Origin of the sequence: Tritonibacter sp. SIMBA_163 (assembly GCF_046535935.1) — a bacterium.
GTDB lineage: Bacteria > Pseudomonadota > Alphaproteobacteria > Rhodobacterales > Rhodobacteraceae > Epibacterium > Epibacterium scottomollicae.
Window position 1 is genome coordinate 264,541 of sequence record NZ_JAWJBP010000002.1, and the last position, 21,423, is coordinate 285,963.

A 21,423-nucleotide genomic window follows, 5' to 3' on the forward strand; every position below is an offset into this window, starting at 1 on the left:
CGAGATAATAAACAAATGGCTTCGGACAGACAGAATCTTCAGGACGCATTCCTGAACCACGTTCGCAAAACAAAAGTTCCGGTCACAATCTTTCTGATCAATGGCGTTAAACTGCAGGGCGTGATCACTTGGTTCGATAACTTCTGTGTTTTGCTGCGCCGTGATGGCCAGTCGCAGCTCGTGTACAAACATGCGATCTCCACCATCATGCCGGCTCAGCCGATCAGTCTCTACGAGGGTGAAGACTCTAATTGATGGAGCACGACAGGAAGCGGACCCGCGCCTGGGTTCTGCATCCGGATATCAAATCCGACAGAACACGCCGTGATGCAGTTCCGGCGCTGGAAGAAGGTGTTGCGCTTGCCGCCGCCTTGCCCGACCTTGATGTGGTCGGGTCGACCGTCGTAGGCCTTCCCAAGGCGCATGCTGGCATGCTGTTTGGCTCCGGCAAAATCGAAGAGCTGAAGGCGATATTTCTGGCCTCAGACGTGGAATTGGTGCTGGTCGACGGCCCGGTCAGCCCCGTGCAGCAACGCAATCTGGAAAAGGCCTGGAAGGTCAAGATTTTGGACCGGACCGGCCTGATCCTGGAGATTTTCTCGGATCGCGCGCGCACCCGTGAGGGCGTGCTGCAGGTGGAAATGGCGGCGCTGAACTATCAGCGTACGCGATTGGTGAGAGCTTGGACCCACCTAGAACGTCAGCGTGGTGGACTTGGTTTTGTCGGCGGTCCCGGCGAAACGCAGATCGAGGCCGACCGGCGCGCCATTGACGAGCAGCTGGTCCGCTTGCGCCGCCAGCTCGACAAGGTGGTGAAAACCCGGACATTGCATCGCGCGGCGCGGGCGAAGGTTCCTTATCCGATTGTGGCTCTGGTGGGCTATACCAACGCCGGTAAATCCACAGTTTTCAATCGCTTGACGGGCGCTGATGTGATGGCGAAAGACATGCTCTTTGCCACGCTTGACCCCACGATGCGACGGGTGGAACTCCCAGATGGACCGGAAGTGATCCTGTCGGACACCGTCGGGTTCATCTCCGATCTTCCAACCGAATTGGTCGCTTCATTCCGGGCAACGCTTGAAGAAGTACTTGCCGCAGACGTCATTCTGCACGTGCGTGACATCAGCCACGATGAGACCGAAAATCAGGCCGAAGATGTTCGGCAGATCCTCAACTCTCTGGGTGTTGATGAGGATCGGCCGATGATTGAGGTCTGGAACAAGATCGACCGGCTCTCTGAAGAAGAGGCCGATGCATGCCGGAAGCGTGCCGAGCGCAGCGAAGAGCTTTACGCGATTTCGGCGATCACAGGCGAAGGTCTGCCCGCCTTGCTGGATGACATTGCGATCAAATTGCAGGGCGCGCGGCATACAGAGACTCTTAGTCTTGCGTTTTCTCAAGGTAGGCAGCGCGCTTGGCTCTTCAAGCAGGATGTTGTGTTGTCCGAAGACCAGACTGAAGCCGGTTTCGAAATCACCGTGCGCTGGACCGACAAACAGAAAGCGCAATACGCAGCGCTTTGAAAGCGCTGCGTATTTATTCGCTCTACTGCCTTGGCAGGATGCGGGTGATGCCCACGGCGGCCGCGCGGGCCAGATTTTCATCCAATGACATCGGTATATATTCGCCACGGCGCCAGAACTGAGCCATGTCGTCATAGTAGCGCGACAGGAAATGTCCGGATTGACCCGTAGCGATGATGAAAACAGAGCTGTCAGGGTCCGCAAAATCATAGACCCCGCGATAGCCTGCTGCGTGTACATTATTGAACGGCTCTGGTTCCTGCCCGGAGGTCAGGCCGCGCTGTAGCGTGTTGTCGCCACCGCTGGTGGACTGGCGAATATTTACGAAATGACGCAACAGGGGCACGTCGCCCAAGATCTCATGATCTTGTGTTGCTTGATGTGCATCGCCCCATCGCAGGGTTTCCAGCCGACTGCCGTATTTCTCGCTGATATAGACCAGTGCATCATCGAGAGCCCGCCGGGCCATATCCGTGCATGTCTCTGTTGGCGCGCTTTGTTGCACGTTGCACCAGGCACTGGCACCATCGACATCGCGGAACACACGTTCCAAGAACAAGGGGTCTACACGGGAAAACGCATCAGCAAGCGGCCCGAGATCGTCTTCGATCAGTCGTTTTTGCAACGCTCTGACCCAGCTGGCGTAGATGAGCGGTTCTGGCAAATGCTCATTCATCTCGCCATTCCACTCTGCCAGCAGCGACAAGGCGATGTGTCGCTGACGTTCGCGCGTGCCTTCCGGCGCGGCTTCTTCGGCGTACCACAGATCCGCACCGATCAGCGGCAGGAGAGTTTGCGCGCTATATGAGACGGCATCGAGCTGCGCCTCGATAAAGCTGTCGCGGGTGTGGACTTCACGGGCCTGCATCAGGCGACGCCAGCGATTGATCCGCTGAGTGTCACCCCAATTATACGAGACGTGATTGGGGAATGGCCGTTCGACCAGCTTGTTGTTGGTGTTTCCGAGAATGCCACCGCGGGGATCAATGAACTCTGGGTTCGCGGCATAGGGCAGCCGCCCTTGCCACCTGTTTTCCCGGCGCCAGCCCTGGTTTGGCAACCGACCCTGACTTTGGTTGCGCAGATCACGCTCCGGCATTGCGCCAATGGTCTTAAGCGCGATGCCATCGCTGTCCACGAGCGTCAGGTTCTGCGACGGAGCAATAAATTGTTCACCCGCAGCAATCGCTTGCTCGATGCTATTGGCCCTCATCAGCTCCAGCGCGGCGCTGAGCGAGGTGTCGGTTTCCGACAATGCTGTCCAGCCAAGGCTGACAACATGACCGGGTGGGGTGATCGATGCGAGGTCGAACAGAGAGCCGGGGAGCACAGGGCCGTTTTCCGTCCAGCGCAGGGTCAACGTCAGCGGCGCGCTTCCCTTGATCTGCACGATCGATGGACGGGTGACAAAATCCTTGTAGCCGTTGGGGGACAGGTACTCCTGTGCGTTGTCGGGATTGATCTTCTCAATGAACAAGTCCTGATCATCGAGGTAGGAAGAAGTCAGCCCCCAGCCCATTTGTTGCGTCCGCCCAGTCAGAACTGCGGGGATGCCAGGGATGGTGCCACCGATGACCCCGCCTGTTCCCAGTTCCAGACGGGCCAGATACCAAGCGCCCGGAGCGGTCAGGTTGAGGTGAGGGTCATTGGCCAGAAGCGTTCCGCCAGACGCGGACCGGCTGGGCGCCGCGGCCCAGGCGTTGGAAGCACCGCCCAACCCGCGTGGGGCGACGGGCATCAGGGCCGCGACCTGCGGTTCCTGCAACGTGAAGCCGTTCAGCTCGGGGAAGAGGCTGGTGTATTCCGGCAAAGTCGCAGTTCCCGCTCCCGGAACATCGGGAAGGATGTCAGAGAGCCGAGCGGGATCATCGAGGGCGATAGAGGTTTGGGCCCGCAGGATTTCCTCTTGCAGCTGTGACGACAATTGCAGAGCCATCAACTTCATCATTGCGATGCTGTCTGCGGGTTGCCACGGCGCGATCGGCATGTTGAACAGAAACATTTCTGGCGCCCCACGGCCAAGCGCGTCTTCGTTGATCTCCTGCAAGCGCGCATTGACGCCTGCGGCGTAGGCCTTGAGCGCGCTCAGGGCCTCGGGGCTTTGTGCCGCAACGGAGCGGCGCGCCGTCCCGTAGAGATCGAGCCGACGCAGAAAGCTGTCGGTTTTGACTGTACGTGCGCCAAATACCTCTGACAGGCGTCCCTGCGCGGTGCGGCGCATGACAGCCATTTGCCACAGTCGGTCCTGCGCATGCGCATAGCCAAGACCAAAGAACACATCCTCGTCCGAAGCGCCGAAGCTGCCAAAAATATGCGGAACATTGGCATTGTCGCGCACAATTTCCACCGGAGCCGTGGGGCCGGGCAGGGCGATTTCCTTATTGTAGTCGGGCAACGATTGAGCCGCGAGAAAATAGACCAGCAGTGCGGCTGCGACGCCGAGCAGAATTGTACCGGCAGTCAGGCGTAGGAGCCAGCGGAAGAGGCGTGCCATTCGTTGTCTATTCCCTTGGTATCTCGATGTTTGTTGCCATGCCGCATTGCGCTTTGGATTGCTGCTGCTACGGTTGGCGCCAACATAGGCGAAGACAGAACGAGGGGAAAGGACATGACAAAAGTTGCGTTCCTGGGGCTGGGGGTCATGGGGTATCCTATGGCCGCACACCTGCAAAAGGCGGGCTATAGCGTTACGGTTTATAACCGCACGACTGCAAAGGCTGAGGCTTGGGCCTCCGCCAATGGCGGCGCTTTTGCGCTGACGCCGCGCGAGGCTGCCGAGGGTGCGGATTTCGTGATGTCTTGCGTCGGAAATGACGATGATCTGAGATCCGTTTGCCTGGGCGATGATGGTGCATTTGCCGGAATGACAGCCGGCAGTATCTTTGTGGATCACACCACGGTGTCCGCTCAGGTGACGGAGGAGCTTTATGCCGCCGCGCAGGCTGTAAATATCGGGTTTGTCGATGCGCCAATCTCCGGTGGTCAGGCCGGCGCGGAAAACGGCGCCCTGTCCATCATGTGCGGTGGTGACGCCAGCCATTTTGAGGCCGCAGCTCCGTTCATGGATGCCTATTCACGTATCTGCCGCCGCATTGGCGAAAGCGGTGCGGGCCAAATGACCAAGATGTGCAATCAGATCGCCATTGCAGGACTTGTCCAAGGGCTGAGCGAGGCGCTGCATTTTGCGGAGAAGGCCGGTCTGGATGGGCGCGCAGTCGTGGAGGTGATCAGCCAAGGCGCCGCCGGGAGCTGGCAGATGGCCAATCGCTACGAGACAATGCTGGATGACCACTTCGATCATGGATTTGCCGTTGATTGGATGCGCAAGGATCTGGGCATCTGTCTCGATACGGCGGACGACATTGAGGCCAGCCTCCCAGTCACGGCGCTCGTGGATCAGTTTTACAAGGATGTGCAGAAACTTGGCGGCGGGCGCTGGGATACTTCGGCACTGATTAAGCGCCTTCGCGCGATGGGGTAACTGCCCAATAAGGCCTGAAAAATGAAAAGCCTCCCACATGCGGGGAGGCTTTTATCATTTTGATATAAAGGGAAAATCGCGGGTCAGGGGATGATGCGCGTGTATTTGGACCCTTCCAAAGTCGCGCCGATGCGCAACCCGGCCTGACCGAAGACCGCAGCGATAACAGGCGCGGTCAATGTATTGGTGTCTGCGGTCAGGGCGTTGCCTTCGTCCTTGACGACATATTCCAGATCCGCGCCAGCGGTCCAGCCGGAGGAGCGACGGAAACGGGCAAGCGCTGCGTCGGTCATGAAGAACAGGACATGCGCATATTGCTGCGCGCCAATTTGCAGCCCCGCGTTGCCCTTGATCGCGGCGTAATAGTCAACCGTGGCACCATTGATGCGCAAAGCCCCGCGACCGTAGGCACCGCCAAAGATGAACCCCGCTTCGGTCACGAGCGGAATGACCAGCATCCCTGCCGATTTCTCCGCCAGATCACGGGTACCGGGGTAGCGGTTGTACATCTGGTTCAAGGTGGTGTTGACGCGCGCGTCAATCTTCACGTTGTTGGTATTGCCAATTCCGTTGCCACAGGCCGCGGTCACGCCGAGAGAGGCAAGACCTGCCGTGGTAAAGGCGCGGCGGGATAGCTTGGTGGTATCTCTGCTCATTTTCATTGTACCTGCAAGTTGTTGCGATGCTTTCTGCATCTTGTTGCGCGAGATTATAAGCGCATTCTGCCCGCCTGTCATCTCGAAGCGCATGTCATTGGGCAGGTTCCCGCTCTTGTGAACACGCTTGGTCGATCAGCCGTTCAGCAACCGGGCCACTTGCGGTGCAAAATAGGTTAGGACCCCGTCACAGCCCGCACGGCGGAACGCCATCAGGCTTTCAAGCATGACCTTTTCGCCATCAATCCAGCCATTGAGCGCTGCAGCCTGGATCATCGCGTATTCGCCAGACACCTGATAGGCAAATGTCGGCACGGCGAAGTCTCTTTTCACTCGGTTGCAGATGTCCAGATAGGGCAACCCGGGCTTGACCATGACCATATCGGCGCCCTCCTGCAGGTCCCGCGCGATCATGCGCATCGCCTCGTCCACATTGCCGGGATCCATCTGGTAGGTCTTCTTGTCGCCGGTCAGCGCACCGGATGCACCCACCGCATCGCGGAATGGACCATAGAAACCCGAGGCATATTTTGCGGAGTAAGACAGGATCGTAACATTCTGGAATCCATTGGATTCCAATGCGCTCCGCATTGCGCCAATACGGCCATCCATCATGTCGGAGGGCCCGATGATATCTGCGCCGGCCTCAGCCTGCGCGATCGTCATCTTCACCAGTGCCTCCACCGTTTCATCATTGCGGATTTCACCATCTATAACAAAGCCATCGTGGCCGTTGATGTTGTAAGGGTCCAGTGCCACATCGGTCATTACGGCGAGGTCCGGAACCGCGGCCTTGATGCCACGAATGGCCCGGTTGCACAGGTTGTTCGGGTTCCAGGCTTCAGCGCAGTCCTCGGTCTTCAGTGCGGCGTCGGTGTAGGGAAACAGGCAGATCGCCGGGATGCCCAAGGCATGCGCCTCAACTGCGGCCTCCACAACTTTGTCAACGGAGCGCCGCACCACGCCGGGCATGGAGTGGACGGGTTCCTCTATGCCTTCGCCGTCGCGCACAAAGACGGGCCAGATCAGATCATTGACCGACAGCTCGTGCTCCCGCGTGAGGTTGCGTAGCGCTGCGGACGCGCGAAGACGACGGGGACGGGCGGTGGGAAAGGAGGCAATGATGGGAGGCATCTCGGTCTCTTGTAAAAATCCGGTGCCTATGGGTGACATGGAACAACGGTGTTTCACAAGTGCTGTAGCTGCGCATTTCTGACGCAGCAGCACTTGTGTCCGCAGGCCGGGCAATGGATACAGGGTGGGTGCCGCGTCTGTGCGCATCTGTATGACACTACATCAGGAAATGGACCAACCTTGGATCTGTTTAGTCTCATCGTCGAGTTGATCGACCTCCGGTCCTTCTCCAACCTGTGGTATTGGATCGCGCTTGCGGTCTTGTGGTCTTCTGCCAGCCATTGGGTGCTTGGGGTGCCCTATGACATGGTCGGACGCGCCGCGCGCATTGGTGGGCAAACCGCGCAAGACCTGCAGGATGCGGTGCGTATCCAGGTGAACCGTCTTTTGTATATATCTGATGTTTCAGGATTTCTGATGACGGCCTTCGCATTCTTCGTGACCACCTCGTTGTTGATGCTGGGCTTCATTTACGGTGTCGAGTTTGCTCAGGCCGTGGTGTTGATGCTTTTGCCGATGAACATTGTTGCGCTCATCAATCTGCGCGCTGCCCGGATCCTGAAAGCGCCTCATGACGATGAGGCATTGCGCCGGCGCCTGACGCGCACCCGGATCTCTATTCAGCTGGTGGGGGTCTTGTCGATTTTTGTCACCGGGATCTGGGGCATGTATCAGAATCTGACCATCGGAGTGCTCGGTTGAGCGGAGGTAGAACGTGAAAAAGGGAAACCTCATGACCCAACAATCTGTCGTCATGGGCGGCGCCCCCGAGGGCTTCGATGCCCGTTTGGTGCTGCGCGAGATGGAGCGCAGCGCGGCGCCGGTTCTGCATATTGCGCGCGATGACAAGCGGATGGAGGCCATGAGGTCGGCGCTGCGCTTCTTCGCGCCCGATGTGCCGGTTGTTGTGTTCCCCGGATGGGATTGCCTGCCATATGACCGGGTGTCGCCCAATGCGGATATCTCCGCCGCGCGGATGGCCACCTTGGCGGCGCTGGTTCATGGCATGCCCCGACAGTTCATCCTGCTGACGACCCTGAACGCGGCAACGCAGAGAATTCCCGCGCGTGAGGTTCTGAGAGAGGCGGCGTTCAAGGCCCGCGTCGACAGTCGGGTCGATGAAGCTGCGCTCCGTAAGTTTCTGGTTCGTATGGGGTTTACCCAAAGTCCGACGGTGATGGAGCCTGGCGATTATGCCATTCGTGGCGGCATCATTGATATCTTTCCGCCGGGCGACAGCGGACCGGTGCGCCTGGATTTCTTTGGAGATGTTCTGGATGGTGCGCGCCGATTTGACCCGGCAACCCAGCGCACGACGGAAAAGCTGGATATGGTCGAGCTGGCACCGGTGTCCGAGGTGATCCTCGACGAGGCGGCTGTCACCCGGTTCCGACAGAATTACCGGATCGAGTTCGGCGCGGCGGGCAATGATGATCCGCTCTACGAAGCGGTTAGCGCCGGGCGCAAGCATCAGGGGATCGAGCACTGGCTGCCGTTTTTTCACGAGCGGCTGGAGACCTTGTTTGACTATATGCCGGGGGCCATTGTCACGCTGGATGATCAGCTGACACCGGCGCGCGTCGCCCGCTGGGACAGCATCGCGGATCAATATGAGACCCGCAAGATCGCGATGAATGCCAAGGGGCGGATGGACTCGGTTTACAAACCAACGCCACCGCAGCTTCTGTATCTCGACGATGACGCATGGGAAAACCAGATCGCGCAGCACCGCGCTGTTCAGTTTCATCCCCTGCCACAGGCCTCCGGCCCTGGCGTGGTTGATGCCGGGGGGCGTATTGGGCGCAATTTCGCCCCTGAACGCCAGCAGGAAAGTATCAGCCTGTTTGGCGCATTGGCCAGTCATATTCAGGCGAAGCTTGCCCAGGGGCCAGTCGTTGTCGCGTCCTACTCCGAAGGCGCGCGGGAGCGACTGAGCGGGTTGATCGAAGACGAAGGCCTTGCGGAGACCATCCCGGTTCTGGACGGCACGCGCATTGGCAAATCGGGGCTGCATCTGGCGGTCTGGGCGCTGGAGCATGGGTTCGAGGCACCGGATATGACGGTGATCTCGGAACAGGACGTGCTGGGTGACCGGCTGATCCGTAAGCCGAAGAAACGCCGCAAGGCCGAGAACTTCCTGACCGAAGCGCAATCTCTGTCGCCGGGGGATCTGGTGGTGCATGTGGACCACGGGATCGGGCGCTACATCGGGCTGGAGGTCGTGACTGCGGCCGGGGCGGCTCATGAATGCTTGCTGCTGGAATATGCCGAGCAATCAAAGCTCTATCTGCCGGTCGAGAATATCGAGCTGCTGTCCAAATATGGCCATGACGATGGTCTTCTCGACAAGCTTGGCGGCGGTGCCTGGCAGGCGAAAAAGGCACGCCTGAAGGAACGTATCCGAGAGATGGCGGATCGGCTGATCCGCATCGCCGCAGAGCGTGCGTTGCGCAAGGCGCCTGCGATGGACCCACCACCGCACGCGTGGGAGGAGTTTTCTGCGCGCTTCCCCTATCAGGAAACCGACGACCAGTTGCGCGCCATCGAGGACGTGATGGGGGATCTGCATTCGGGACAGCCGATGGATCGCCTGATCTGTGGCGATGTGGGCTTTGGCAAGACCGAGGTTGCGATGCGCGCGGCCTTTGTCGCGGCGATGTCGGGGCTGCAGGTGGCCATTGTCGCACCGACCACGCTACTGGCGCGCCAGCACGCAGCGGGCTTCAAAGAGAGGTTCCGTGGTTTTCCCTTGGAAGTCAGGCAGTTGTCGCGCTTTGTTTCAGCGAAGGAAGCCAGCCAGACCCGCGAGGGGCTGACCAAGGGCACGGTGGACATTGTGGTGGGCACCCATGCGCTGCTGGCCAAGAGCATTCGCTTTCAGAATCTCGGCCTGCTGATCATTGATGAAGAACAGCACTTTGGTGTCGCGCACAAAGAACGGCTCAAGCAGTTGCGCACCGACATTCATGTTCTCACTCTGACCGCGACCCCCATTCCGCGCACCCTGCAACTGAGCCTCACAGGTGTCCGTGATCTTTCGATCATTGGAACGCCGCCGGTGGACCGCCTGTCGATCCGTACCTATGTGACCGAGTTCGACGCCGTGACCGTCCGAGAGGCGTTGCTGCGTGAACATTACCGGGGCGGGCAGAGCTTTTACGTGGTGCCGCGCATTTCAGATCTGCCTGAGATCGAGGCCTTCCTGCAGGAACAGCTGCCCGAGCTGACTTATGTTGTCGCCAATGGACAGATGGCGGCGGGTGAGCTGGATGACCGCATGAATGCCTTCTACGACGGTAAATACGATGTCCTGCTGGCCACGACGATCGTCGAGTCGGGTCTCGACATTCCGACCGCGAATACCATGGTAGTGCACCGCGCGGATATGTTCGGTCTGGCACAGCTCTATCAGATAAGGGGCCGGGTCGGACGGTCCAAAACGCGGGCCTATGCCTATCTCACCACGAAACCACGTCAGCGCCTGACGGATACCGCCGAGAAACGGCTGCGGGTGCTTGGCTCATTGGATACACTCGGTGCAGGATTTACTCTTGCGTCGCAGGATCTGGATATCCGGGGAGCGGGCAATCTCTTGGGCGAAGAACAGTCCGGTCAGATGCGGGATGTGGGGTATGAGCTTTACCAGTCGATGCTGGAGGAGGCGATTGCCAAGATCAAATCCGGCGAGGTTGAAGGGCTTGTCGAGGGCGATGAGCAATGGGCGCCGCAGATCAACCTTGGTGTGCCTGTGTTGATCCCAGAGGCCTATGTGCCCGATCTTGATGTGCGTCTGGGGCTCTATCGCCGTCTCTCCTCGCTGACCAGCAAGGTCGAACTGGAGGGGTTTGCCGCGGAGCTGATTGACCGGTTTGGTAAATTGCCCAAAGAGGTCAATACCTTGATGCTTGTTGTTCGGATCAAGGCGATGTGCAAGAAAGCTGGGATTTCCAAACTGGACGGTGGCCCCAAAGGCGCAACGATCCAGTTCCACAACGACAAGTTTGCCTCGCCCCAAGGTCTGGTTGAATTCATCCAGGCACAGGATGGGCTTGCGAAGGTGAAGGACAACAAGATTGTTGTCCGGCGCGATTGGCGCAAGGACAGCGACAAGATCAAAGGCGCCTTTGCCATTGCGCGCGATCTTGCTGAAAAGGTCGTCGCTGCGAAAAAGAAAGCCAAGAACAGCTAAAAGAAAAGCCCTCTCAAGGTAACCTGAGAGGGCTTTGACTTGTGATGTTATGCGGTGTCGCCTCAGGCGGCGGCGGTCATTGCCTCGACCCGGCCCATCCGGAGCATGGTGACAAAGGCCAGGACCGCAGCTGTCAGCACGCCCCCCACCATCGGCACAATGGTTCCGTCGAACAGCAGGCCAACCGGAGCCGCGATGAAGGCGGCCGCAACGGTTGAGATTGCGCCCATCACCGACGCCGCCATGCCGGCGATATGGCCCATCGGTTCCATGGCGATCGCGTTCAGGTTGCCCAAAGTCAGGCCCACCATGAAGAACACGCTCGTCTGCCAGGCGACAAAGATGTAAAAGCTCATCGGATCCGCGATGGTAAATTGGGTCGTCACGAACATGGCACTGCTGCCGATGATCTGCACTCCAAGCGCCCAGGTGACCATGCGACGCATGCCGACACGACCCACCAATGAGGCATTGAGGAAACTGGCCGTTCCAGCCATCAGCGCCACGATCATGAACCAGACCGGGAAACTCTCAGCGCGGTCAAAGACCTCGTCATAGGCGGGCTGCACCATGACAATGATGGTGAAGAGCATTGCCATGCAGAAGGTCTGTGCCAAGATCGACAGACGGACGGTCGGGTGGTTCACCATCTCACGCAGGGCTGCCAGCATTTGTGGCAGCCGCAAGGGGCGACGGTCTTCTTTCTTCAAGGGCTCAACCAAGCGAAAGCCCATCCACACCACGGTAATCACGGAGAAAATGGCGAAGGCCGCAAAAATACCGCGCCAGTCAGAGATCGCAATAATGCCAGTGCCCAGCAGAGGCGCGAAGGCGGGGACCAGCGTGAAGATCATCATCACAAGCGACATGATCCGCGCCATATCCCGACCGACATAGAGATCGCGTACGATGGCGATGGCAACAACTCGTGGTGCAGCTGCACCCAGACCCATCAGCACGCGAGAGATCAGGATGGTTTCAAGCGATTGGCTGAAATAGGCCGCAAGAGCACCGAGGCAATACAGGCTGGAGCCGACAAAAATGACCGGCTTGCGGCCAAAAGCGTCCGACAAGGGGCCGGTGAAAAATGTGCCACAGCCCATGCCCAATACAAAGGAGGTGACGATCAACTGCGCGCGGTTGGTGTCATCCGGGCTCAGCGTGGCGCCGATGTCCGGCAGGGCGGGCAGCATTGCATCGATCGAGAATGCGATCGTCGCAAACATCATCGCAATCATGGCGATAAATTCACCCTGCGATAGTGGGGATTTGCGTGTTTTTATCATGTGTAAACCTCTCCCGGTGACATGAACGGGAGACGAGCATCGCCCCGAGTTCGGACACCGGCCAAATGGCGCTAACATGGATTTTTGGGCCAGAAAAGTGGTTCAACTGTTAAATGAGCGCACATGGTTATGTGCGCTCCAGTCTGAAATCCGCATCCTGAAAATTAATGGATGCGTGAATTACCTTTTTAAATCAGTGGATTGTACCGCTTTCATTGTCGGTTTCAGCCGTGTCGGTGTCCGCGCTGAGTTGTGAGCGAATATCCGCTATGACTTGGGTCCATAGCTCTGGTTGTTGTGCCCCCGGGACCACATGCTGATTGGCGATGATGAAGGTCGGGACGGAATTGACGCCCACCTCGCGCGAATGTGCATCACGCGACTGGATATCCTCGATGTCGCTGTCGCCGCTCAACAGTTTCGCGACCACGGCGCGTTCCATTCCTGCACGCTCGGCCAAATTACAGAGCACCGCGTGATCTCCGATATCCAGCCCCTCGACAAAATATGCCTGAAACAGGGCGTCAACCACGGGAGATTGTTTTGACTCAAGACCTGCCCAATGGATCAACCGATGCGCATCTACGGTGTTTGGCGTGCGTTGCATGGCCTCAAAGTTGATCTCGACACCGGCCTCCGCCGCATGCTCTGCGATCTGAGCATAGACCTTTACCGCGTTGTCTTTCCCTCCGAATTTCGCTTCGAGGTATTCACGTCGGTCCATCCCGCCGGCCGGCATGTCCGGGTTCAGCTGAAACGGATGCCACTCTACCACAAACGGATGATCCGGCTGCGCGGCCAGTGCCTGATCCAGCAACGTCTTGCCAATATAGCACCAAGGGCAGATCGGATCGGAAAGGATGTCGAGTTTCACATGCGGGAGCGGCTGGGTCATGGTCTGGTCCTTGAACAGGTCGGGCAGGGCGCGGCAGAAGCGTTTCCGGTCGGGATTGGTGGGACCTCTGCCAGTCGTTAACAGGCGTTCGGGCTCTTGTACTCTGCGAGCGCCTGATCTGCAAAAGCCCGAAGATCAGTTTCGGTCACATCATTGCGACCTATGAGGAGGCCGATAAGAATGCGGACATCCGGCTTGATCTCGACGTCAGAGGCGACGAATGGTGTTCGTCGAACCTGAAATGCAATGGCTCTTTCAATCTCGTGTGGTGACATCCCGAAACCGCGCGTATTCAGTATGAAATGCCTATCCTGCGAGCGACATTTGAGCAAGTCAGCGTTGCAAGGGTCCCAAGGCGGTTCTATAGGACGTGCATGGTAGAACGCGACCCGAAGAAACTGATCTCGATTGCTCATGCTAACGGCGACCAGAGCGACCCTGAACCTCTTGATTTGGGGGCGCGGGTCAGGGAGCTGCGCAAACAGCGCGACTGGACATTGGAGCATGCGGCCAGTCAGGCCGGGCTTGCGCGGTCTACGTTGTCCAAGATCGAAAACGGTCAGATGTCGCCAACCTACGAGGCGTTGAAGAAACTCGCGGTGGGACTGCAGATTTCGGTGCCGCAGCTGTTCACTCCGCCGCAACGCGATCAGGTCAACGGGCGTATGATCGTGACCAAATTCGGCGAGGGATCTGCCCATGCAACGGCGACCTACGAACATGAACTTCTGGCGGATGGGCTGACACGCAAGAATATGCTGCCGTATCGCGCGCGGGTGCGGGCACGGGCGCTGGACGAATTTGACGGCTGGGTGCGCCATGACGGGGAAGAGTTCATGTATGTGCTGACCGGCGTCGTAAAGCTGTTTACCGAGTTTTACGAACCCATCGAGATGCGGCGTGGTGACAGCGCCTATTATGACGGCGCCATGGGGCATAACGTGGTTTCGACCAGCTCTGATGACGCAACGATCCTGTGGGTGACATCCTTGGTCTGATGGGCGATGTTCGGGAGACCGAAACGCCTGCTATCAAGCTGTCAGCTCCGCCCTGAGGCTTTCCAGATAAAGAAAATCCCGCATCTCTTCGCGGGCTTCTGTCATTGATATACCTTGAGCGGAAGCGAGAACTTCAATCAGCTCGTCCGCCTGCGTGACCGCGCTTAGCCGACTGTCGACGACAAGGTCGGGAAATCGCTGCTGCAAACGCGGCAGGCTCCGCGTCAAGTCGAAGTCAGTCCAGTTTGTCATCGGAACACTCGCATCTAGGGACACAATCCGAAATCCTAGGCGTCAATGTAGCAAGAAAATACAAATCTGTCAGCGAAACTTAAAGCTTTTGTGATTTTCGGCGATGAGCTGCCAGACGCAAGCACATGCGAGGGCGGCATGCAGCACGGCATGTTGCCTTCGCATGATGCGCCACACTGCGGGCATACGCAGTTAAGTGACTGCTGAGATGCAAAAAAACCGGCCTGAGCGGCCGGTTCCATGGATCTTATTCTTCAGCGTGCCACCAGACTTCGGGCATGTAGTAGTAGCCGTCACCATAGATCGGCATCCGCAGAGGAAAGCGTAGATTGGCGTCATGCGCGATGCGGCTCTTGGTGTATTGCCAGATCGGGATGACGTAGCGACCTGCGGTCAGGATGCGATCCAGTGCCCGTGTTGCTGAGATGAACTCCTCAGCAGAATCGGTGGTCAGCATATGCTGGATCATGGCCTCAGCAGCTGGACTGTTCATCCCCATCAGGTTGCGAGATCCGGGCAGATCAGCGCCTTCGCTGCCCCAGTAGAGCATCTGTTCATTGCCAGGGCTGAGGGACAGGGCGCGGCGAAAGAAGGTCAGATCGAACTCGTAATTGCTCTGCCGCTCGACATATTGCGCGCCGTCTACCAGATCGGTGGTCAGTTTGATGCCAAGGCGTTCCAGCGCGGTGGCGTAGATATCGACGGCCTTTTGCATCTCTGCTTCACCCAGGTTGCCGTGTTGCAGCAGAACCTTCAGCTCCAGCTGCTCGCCACTCTCGTTCTGCAGGACGCCATTGTCGACGGTCCAGCCAGCATCCTGTAGCAGTTTGCGCGCGCGCCGCAGGTTCTTGCGGTTGCTTGCGGTGCCATCGCTGACTGGCAGTTGATAGCCGTCCATCGTGCCGGGCGGCAGGTCATCGGCGAAGGGCGCCAGCAGTTCGGCGACCCGGCCGGTGGCAGGGCCCGGTTGCATGGAGAGATAGGAGTTGGAGAAATAGGACGTGATGCGGGGCAGGCGGCCGCCGGTCAGCGTGTCGTTGATGGATTCATAATTGAACGCCTCGATCAGCGCTTGGCGAACCCGCCAGTCGTCGAATGGCGCACGGCGCATATTCATGACCAGCCCGGTCATCCCGGAAGGCTTCTGGTTCGGGATCTCGGTCTTGATCACCGCGCCGTCCTGCACCCGCGTGAAGTTATAGTCCGTGTCCCACTTTGCGGCATTGAATTCGCGCACGGCCGAGAGGTCACCGGCTTTGAAGGCCTCGAAGAGAACCGTCTGATCGCCGAAGAACTCCAACTGCATTGTGTCGAAGTTATTGGTGCCCTGGCGCAGCGGCAGATCCTTGCCCCAATAGTCGGGCTTGCGATCAAAGGTCACCGAGCGGCCAAGCTCGAACGTGCTGACCACATAGGGCGAAGACCCGATCGGGACCTCGCTGGGGGAGGCATCGGCAAAGGATTTGCCGTCCCATTGCGCTTTTTTCAATATCGGACGCAGGCCCGCAATCAGCGCAAGTTCTCGATCCTCGACGTTGAAGGTCAGGCGCAGGCTGCGTGGGCCGGTTTGCTCGATCTTGTCGACCTTGGCCCAGAACCCCCGATAGCGCAGGTTGCCCTCGGTGCCGAGCGTCTCATAGGACCAGAGCACATCCTCGACCGTGACCGGGCTGCCGTCGGAGAACTCAGCCTCCTCGCGCAGGGTAAATTCGACCCAGGATCGGTCCTCTGCAGTTTCAATCGATTCGGCCAACAGCCCATAAAGCGTGAAGGGCTCATCATAAGACCGACCCATCAGGCTTTCGTAAGCCCAAAACCGCATTTGCCAGGGCGGATTGCCTTTCTGAATGAACGGATTCAGCGAGTCGAACCCGCCAAGATTGCCAAACACGACAGTCCCGCCTTTGGGGGCCTCCGGATTTACATACGGAAGTGCCTCAAACCCCTGAGGAAGCGCTGGTGCGCCATACATAGCTATGCCATGGGCTGATTCTGCCGTCGCGAGACTTGCGCTTGTAAGAAGTGCGATTCCACCTGCTGCGGATCGTAGACGTGAGAAAAATAATGGTCTCATTTTGAGAACAATCCTGCGCTGCCCTTATTTTCATATGGCTGAACGCTATCCCGCCGCTACAGGGAGTTCAAACTTTTAGCTTGGACCAAGGCCGGAAATTGCTTATAACAGTGTCACTGCTCGATAGGTTTCTTGCCTGTATGAAACCTGCCTCAATAACTTAACGCCGGCTTCGCGCCGGCGTTTTTTTTGTCTCGGATCGTACTTGCTTGATACGGGAGCAGCCTGATCGCCTCATGTCTGCAGATGGTTGAGGGACGAGATATTTCCCTTCGATTGGAGATTTATTTCGCGACTGCAGCATGCAAAGCTGCTGGCGAAAACCATCCACGATCTCAGGGGAACAAACATGTCCGTCACAGGTAAAACCGCGATTGTAACCGGATCCAATTCAGGGATCGGACTGGGCGTCGCGCGGGAGCTGGCGCGCGCCGGCGCCAATGTCGTGCTGAACTCCTTTACCGACACGAGCGAGGATCACGCGCTGGCAGCGGAAATGGCCGAGGCGTTTGGTGTCGAGGTACGCTACATCAAGGCCGATATGTCAAAGGCGGAAGAGTGCCGTGCGCTGATCGAGCAGGCCGGGCGGTGTGACATCCTGGTGAACAATGCTGGCATCCAGCATGTGGCACCGATCGATGAATTCCCGACCGAAAAATGGGATGCGATCATTGCCATCAACCTGACCTCCGCCTTTCATACCACCGCTGCGGCCTTGCCCAAGATGCGCGAGGCCGGTTGGGGCAGGGTGGTCAATATCGCCTCCGCGCATGGCCTGACCGCTTCGCCATATAAAACGGCCTATGTCGCCGCCAAACACGGCATCGTTGGTATGACAAAGGCGGTTGGACTGGAAACGGCCGAAGAGCCGATCACCTGTAACGCGGTTTGCCCGGGCTATGTTCTGACGCCGCTCGTAGAGGCGCAGATCCCGGATACCATGGAAAAATACAACATGGACCGCGACGAGGTGATCAAGAAGGTGATGCTGGAGCGTCAGCCATCGCGTGAATTTGCGACAGTTGAACAGCTGGGTGGCACCGTGAACTTTCTGTGTTCCGACGCTGCCAAGCAGATCACCGGCACCACGATCAGTGTGGATGGGGGCTGGACCGCGCTCTGAGCTGCAATTCTTGACCACGTAGCCGGGGCCTGCTCCGGCTACTCAAACTCCGTAAGTATTGGATTTCAAAATGGTAAAACGCATCAACCTGGCCCTGCAGGGTGGCGGCGCGCATGGTGCGTTCACGTGGGGCGTCCTCGACCGCTTGCTCGAAGACGAGGAAATCGAAATCGCGGCGATCACCGGCACCTCGGCTGGCGCTCTGAACGGTGCTGCCTTTAAGGCGGGAATGGCACGAGATGGGCGGGACGGGGCAAAAGTTTCGCTGGACCGGCTTTGGGCGCGCATGGGGGCCGTCGGAGACATGCGCATGGCAAACTGGATCGCCGGTTTTGACGCCAACCCGCTGCTCAACGTGTTGAAGGTCATGGCGCCGTTTTCGCCGATGGAGGCGATAAGTCAGGCCATCTCTCCTTATTCATATGGTCCATTTTACCAAAACCCGCTCCGCCCCGTGGTGGAGCAATTTGATTTTGGCGAGGTCTGTGCGGATGCCGGACCCGATCTCTACATCTGCGCGACCTGTGTGCAAACCGGCAAGGTGCGGGTGTTTTCGGGCGGGGATGTGTCGACAGATGCCATTCTGGCCTCGGCGTGTTTGCCAAATCTGTTTCAGGCCATAGAGATTCCGAACCCGGAAACTGGCGCCTCTGAAGCCTATTGGGATGGTGGCTATACCGGCAACCCGGCTTTGTTCCCACTGTTTCGCAGTGATCTTCCGGATGACCTGATCGTCGTAAACATCAATCCGCTTGTGCGCGAAGAGGTTCCCAAAACCGCGCATGATATTCAGAACCGGGTGAATGAGATCAGCTTCAATTCCTCGCTCTTGCGGGAATTGCGCGCCATTTCCTTCGTGCAGCGGCTGATATCGGAGGGCACGATGGACAGTGGCCGCATGAAGCGGGTGCTCGTGCACATGATCTCGGACGATGATCTGATGACGCGGCTTTCGGTGACCACGAAGCTGATACCGATCCCGCAGGTCCTGCATCTGCTGAAACAGGCAGGCAGAGACGCGGCGGAAGGGTTTCTGGATGCTCATCGCCAAGATCTGGGGAACCGCCAGAGCGCGGACCTCGCTGCGATGTTTGGCTGAGAGGGTGCCGTTACGCGGAGGTTTCCTCCTCCAACGCCTCTATAGGATCTTTGCCGTTGGGATATACCAGTCCAGCCGAAATCACCAGTTTCGCTGCGTCCTCGACAGACATGTCCAGCTCGATGACATCTTCCTCGGGGAAATATAGCAGGAACCCGGATGTCGGGTTTGGCGTGGTGGGGACAAACACGCTGACCAGGCGACCGCTTGTCTCGGCGTGTTTCAGGATTTCGCCCTTGGCGGTGGTTGAAATGAACCCGATCGCCCAGATGCCGCGACGCGGGTACTGGATCATGCAGGCCTTTTCAAAGCTGCGTTCGGTTTGGGCAAATACGGTCTCCGAGATCTGCTTGATACCGGAGTAGATGGAACGAACCACCGGCATGCGCGCCACGAGGCGCTCGCCATATCCAAGCATGGATCGGCCGATGATGCCCTTGGCAACCCAGCCGACCACGATGGTGAACAGCAGAAAAATGATCATGCCGACGCCACGCAGGTTGATGCCGACGTATTGCTCCGGTTGGAAGGTGCTTGGCACCAACGGCAGGACGACCCCGTCGACCCATCCCATCACCGACCACAAGAGCCAGATCGTCAGCCCGATGGGGGCGATGACAACAAGACCAGTCAGAAACGAGGACTGCAACCGGGCAAACAGCCCGGGGCGGCGCGGCGGAGGCGGGGGGTCGTCGAATGGCGTGTTCATTGTCTGCTATCTAATTGGCTTGCATGCAAGTTAGGGACTGTTGCCCCCCGCTACAATGGATTCGCACGCGGCCGGTTTCGATTGTCTCAGAGCTTGACCAATTCTTTGGCAATCTCTGCGGCCAGCCGGGCATTGTTGCGAACCAGCGCGATATTGGCCTCCAGCGAGCGGCCATCGGTCAGTTCAAAGATCCGCTGCAGCAGGAAGGGAGTCACGTCCTTGCCCACGACGCCCTGAGCATCCGCTTCGCTTTGCGCTTGCGCAATGATAGGCGCCAAGACTTCCGCCGGGATTTGCGCGTCTGTCGGGATAGGGTTTGCCACCAGTTGGCCGCCAGGAATGTCCATGGCGCCGCGCAGCACATGCGCCCGGGCAATATCTGCAGCACTGTCCATGCGCAGCGGCGCTGTCAGGTCAGAGGTCGCGGACCAAAAGGCTGGAAAGCTGTCTTGGCCATAGGTGATGACGGGAACACCTTGGGTTTCAAGCACTTCAAGCGTTTTGGGAACATCGAGAATGGCCTTGGGGCCTGCTGCCACAACGGTGACGGGTGACTGCGCCAGTTCAAGCAGATCCGCTGAAATGTCAAAGCTGGTTTCGGCGCCTTTGTGAACACCGCCGATACCGCCGGTGGCAAATACGGAAATGCCGGCAAGGCGTGCGGCGATCATCGTTGCGGCAACGGTGGTTGCGCCGGTGCCTCCGGTGGCAAGACATGCGGCGAAATCAGCCCGCGAGAGCTTTGCGACACCTTCGGCCAGCCCGAGTGACTGCAGCGTATCAGCTTCCAGGCCGACATGCAGAGTGCCGTCGATGACAGCGGTCGTAGCTGGGACCGCACCGGCGGCGCGGATGTCGTCCTCGACCTGTGCGGCGACTTCGACATTCTGCGGATAGGGCATGCCGTGCGTGATAATGGTGCTTTCCAGCGCCACAATGGGCTTACCTTCGGCGCGGGCTGTTTCGACTTCGGCGGAATAGGTGATATTGATCACAGGGGAGGTTCTCCTGATACGTAGGTTGCGGCTGCGCGCAGAGCGGATGCGAGAGCGGTGTCACGATCCTCGCCCCGAGACTCTGCGGCGATATGAGCGGCCATGAAGGTGTCGCCGGCACCGGTCACACGCGCCACGGTGACCCGTGGCGGGACCTGGGTGCGGGCGCCACTGGCGTCGGCTTCTGTGGCGGATTGTCCGCCGTCGGTCACCAACACGCGGGCGGCGCCGCGAGAGAGCAACACATCGGCGGCTGTCTTACTGTCGGTAAAGGTGGTCTGGCACAGCAGTCCGGCCTCTTCCAAATTCACATAGAGTGTGCCGCACCCATGGGTCAGGAACGGGCGCAGACGCTCAGCCTTGCCCGGCGAGGCGGGTGCAACACGCAGATCCGCACCGGCGAATGCGGGATGGGTCGCAATATCGTCGAGCAACGCCAGTTTCAGGTTCCCATCAAGCGCGATGGGACCGATAAACGGTGCTGCTTCCGTGCCCAGGGGGCCATCAATCAGGGGGCGCAGAATTTTGTCGCCAGCTGCCTCGAGCGAATGCGCATCGGCGATGGCGGCGATCAAGCCGTTGGCACCTTCGACCGCCATGTAGCGATCCGTCGGCAAATCCTCAGACCGGTAGAGGTAGTCGGTGATGAGGCCGAGATGCCCGCAGGCCGTAATCAGCTCATCACCCTCGGGATCGCGCCCGATGGCGCTCAACACGGCGGGTCTCATGCCGAAACGCGCTAGGGTCATGGCGATATTCATGGCGACACCGCCCGGAAGACGCGTAATGCGCCCCGGCATGTCAGAGCCACGTTGCATTTCCATAGTGCTGCGGCCGATGATGTCCCAAAGGACCGAGCCGACGCAAAGGATGTCAGGTTTGGAACGATCAGTGAAATCAGTCATGACGATCTCTTGCCGCCTTTCGCGGCCTCTCGCAAGCCTATTCCGGCACAGCAAATGACGGCGCGGCGCGGCAGGCCAGCCGAAGCGGCTCTGTTTCGTCA

Annotated in this window: 18 protein-coding genes; 8 read left to right on the plus strand and 10 right to left on the minus strand. The window is 58.6% G+C overall.

Annotated elements, in window-relative coordinates; all coding sequences use genetic code 11:
- Positions 1–15 precede the first annotated feature (15 nt).
- Both hfq and hflX read left to right on the plus strand, forming a co-directional pair.
- Positions 16–255: an RNA chaperone Hfq gene (gene hfq, locus R0J92_RS05185; protein WP_005611588.1), complete on the plus strand. Its 240-nt coding sequence runs from the start codon at positions 16–18 to the stop codon at positions 253–255.
- Positions 255–1,526, plus strand: a complete 1,272-nt coding sequence (gene hflX, locus R0J92_RS05190) for a GTPase HflX (RefSeq protein ID WP_106164072.1) — start codon at positions 255–257, stop codon at positions 1,524–1,526. Before hfq ends, hflX begins: the two co-directional genes overlap by 1 nt.
- 22 nt (positions 1,527–1,548) lie before the next feature.
- On the opposite strand, the gene R0J92_RS05195 is transcribed toward hflX, so the two are convergent.
- The gene (locus R0J92_RS05195; protein WP_411050945.1) at positions 1,549–4,020 is read right to left on the minus strand and encodes a penicillin acylase family protein; all 2,472 of its coding nucleotides are present in this window, start codon (positions 4,018–4,020) and stop codon (positions 1,549–1,551) included.
- A gap of 114 nt (positions 4,021–4,134) precedes the next feature.
- Between R0J92_RS05195 and R0J92_RS05200 the strand changes: the two genes are divergently transcribed.
- The gene (locus R0J92_RS05200) at positions 4,135–5,007 is read left to right on the plus strand and encodes an NAD(P)-dependent oxidoreductase (protein ID WP_411050946.1); all 873 of its coding nucleotides are present in this window, start codon (positions 4,135–4,137) and stop codon (positions 5,005–5,007) included.
- Positions 5,008–5,090: 83 nt separating this feature from the next.
- Here the strand turns inward: R0J92_RS05200 and R0J92_RS05205 are convergent, their stop codons facing one another.
- Together R0J92_RS05205 and hemB are read right to left on the minus strand one after the other, a co-directional pair.
- Complete coding sequence (locus R0J92_RS05205) at positions 5,091–5,663, minus strand: YSC84-related protein (protein ID WP_411050947.1); 573 nt, start codon at positions 5,661–5,663, stop codon at positions 5,091–5,093.
- Positions 5,664–5,798: 135 nt separating this feature from the next.
- On the minus strand, positions 5,799–6,797 hold the full coding sequence (hemB, locus tag R0J92_RS05210) for a porphobilinogen synthase (RefSeq protein WP_411050948.1): 999 nt from the start codon (positions 6,795–6,797) through the stop codon (positions 5,799–5,801).
- Positions 6,798–6,977: 180 nt separating this feature from the next.
- Here hemB and R0J92_RS05215 point away from each other — a divergent pair, with 180 nt between their 5' ends.
- Both R0J92_RS05215 and mfd read left to right on the plus strand, forming a co-directional pair.
- Positions 6,978–7,499, plus strand: coding sequence for a component of SufBCD complex (locus tag R0J92_RS05215; protein ID WP_411050949.1), 522 nt, complete (start codon positions 6,978–6,980; stop codon positions 7,497–7,499).
- Positions 7,500–7,530: 31 nt separating this feature from the next.
- A complete protein-coding gene (gene mfd, locus R0J92_RS05220; protein WP_411050950.1) occupies positions 7,531–10,986 on the plus strand; it encodes a transcription-repair coupling factor in 3,456 nt (1,151 codons plus the stop codon).
- A 62-nt stretch (positions 10,987–11,048) separates the two neighbouring features.
- Here mfd and R0J92_RS05225 read toward each other — a convergent pair whose 3' ends face one another.
- Positions 11,049–12,272 carry a multidrug effflux MFS transporter gene (locus tag R0J92_RS05225; protein ID WP_411050951.1) on the minus strand — a complete coding sequence of 408 codons (1,224 nt, stop codon included), beginning with the start codon at positions 12,270–12,272 and terminating at the stop codon, positions 11,049–11,051.
- 193 nt (positions 12,273–12,465) lie between these two features.
- Complete coding sequence (locus tag R0J92_RS05230; protein ID WP_411050952.1) at positions 12,466–13,167, minus strand: DsbA family oxidoreductase; 702 nt, start codon at positions 13,165–13,167, stop codon at positions 12,466–12,468.
- A gap of 374 nt (positions 13,168–13,541) precedes the next feature.
- Between R0J92_RS05230 and R0J92_RS05235 the strand changes: the two genes are divergently transcribed.
- Entirely contained in the window at positions 13,542–14,165 is a 624-nt protein-coding gene (locus R0J92_RS05235) for a helix-turn-helix domain-containing protein (protein WP_106164080.1), read from the plus strand.
- 33 nt (positions 14,166–14,198) lie between these two features.
- Here R0J92_RS05235 and R0J92_RS05240 read toward each other — a convergent pair whose 3' ends face one another.
- Together R0J92_RS05240 and R0J92_RS05245 are read right to left on the minus strand one after the other, a co-directional pair.
- Entirely contained in the window at positions 14,199–14,417 is a 219-nt protein-coding gene (locus R0J92_RS05240; RefSeq protein ID WP_106164081.1) for a hypothetical protein, read from the minus strand.
- A 247-nt stretch (positions 14,418–14,664) separates the two neighbouring features.
- Positions 14,665–16,491, minus strand: a complete 1,827-nt coding sequence (locus R0J92_RS05245; RefSeq protein ID WP_411050953.1) for an extracellular solute-binding protein — start codon at positions 16,489–16,491, stop codon at positions 14,665–14,667.
- 349 nt (positions 16,492–16,840) lie between these two features.
- Here R0J92_RS05245 and R0J92_RS05250 point away from each other — a divergent pair, with 349 nt between their 5' ends.
- Together R0J92_RS05250 and R0J92_RS05255 are read left to right on the plus strand one after the other, a co-directional pair.
- The gene (locus R0J92_RS05250) at positions 16,841–17,614 is read left to right on the plus strand and encodes a 3-hydroxybutyrate dehydrogenase (RefSeq protein WP_411050954.1); all 774 of its coding nucleotides are present in this window, start codon (positions 16,841–16,843) and stop codon (positions 17,612–17,614) included.
- Positions 17,615–17,684: 70 nt separating this feature from the next.
- Entirely contained in the window at positions 17,685–18,713 is a 1,029-nt protein-coding gene (locus tag R0J92_RS05255; RefSeq protein ID WP_411050955.1) for a patatin-like phospholipase family protein, read from the plus strand.
- Between the two features lie 10 nt (positions 18,714–18,723).
- On the opposite strand, the gene R0J92_RS05260 is transcribed toward R0J92_RS05255, so the two are convergent.
- The 3 genes from R0J92_RS05260 to R0J92_RS05270 form a co-directional block, all read right to left on the minus strand.
- Entirely contained in the window at positions 18,724–19,422 is a 699-nt protein-coding gene (locus tag R0J92_RS05260; protein WP_106164085.1) for a DUF502 domain-containing protein, read from the minus strand.
- A gap of 86 nt (positions 19,423–19,508) precedes the next feature.
- Positions 19,509–20,417 (minus strand): pseudouridine-5'-phosphate glycosidase, encoded by a 909-nt coding sequence (locus tag R0J92_RS05265; RefSeq protein WP_317386129.1) that lies wholly within the window; start codon positions 20,415–20,417, stop codon positions 19,509–19,511.
- Positions 20,414–21,322: a PfkB family carbohydrate kinase gene (locus R0J92_RS05270; RefSeq protein ID WP_411050956.1), complete on the minus strand. Its 909-nt coding sequence runs from the start codon at positions 21,320–21,322 to the stop codon at positions 20,414–20,416. The genes R0J92_RS05265 and R0J92_RS05270 overlap by 4 nt, the downstream gene beginning before the upstream one ends.
- Positions 21,323–21,423 lie beyond the last annotated feature (101 nt).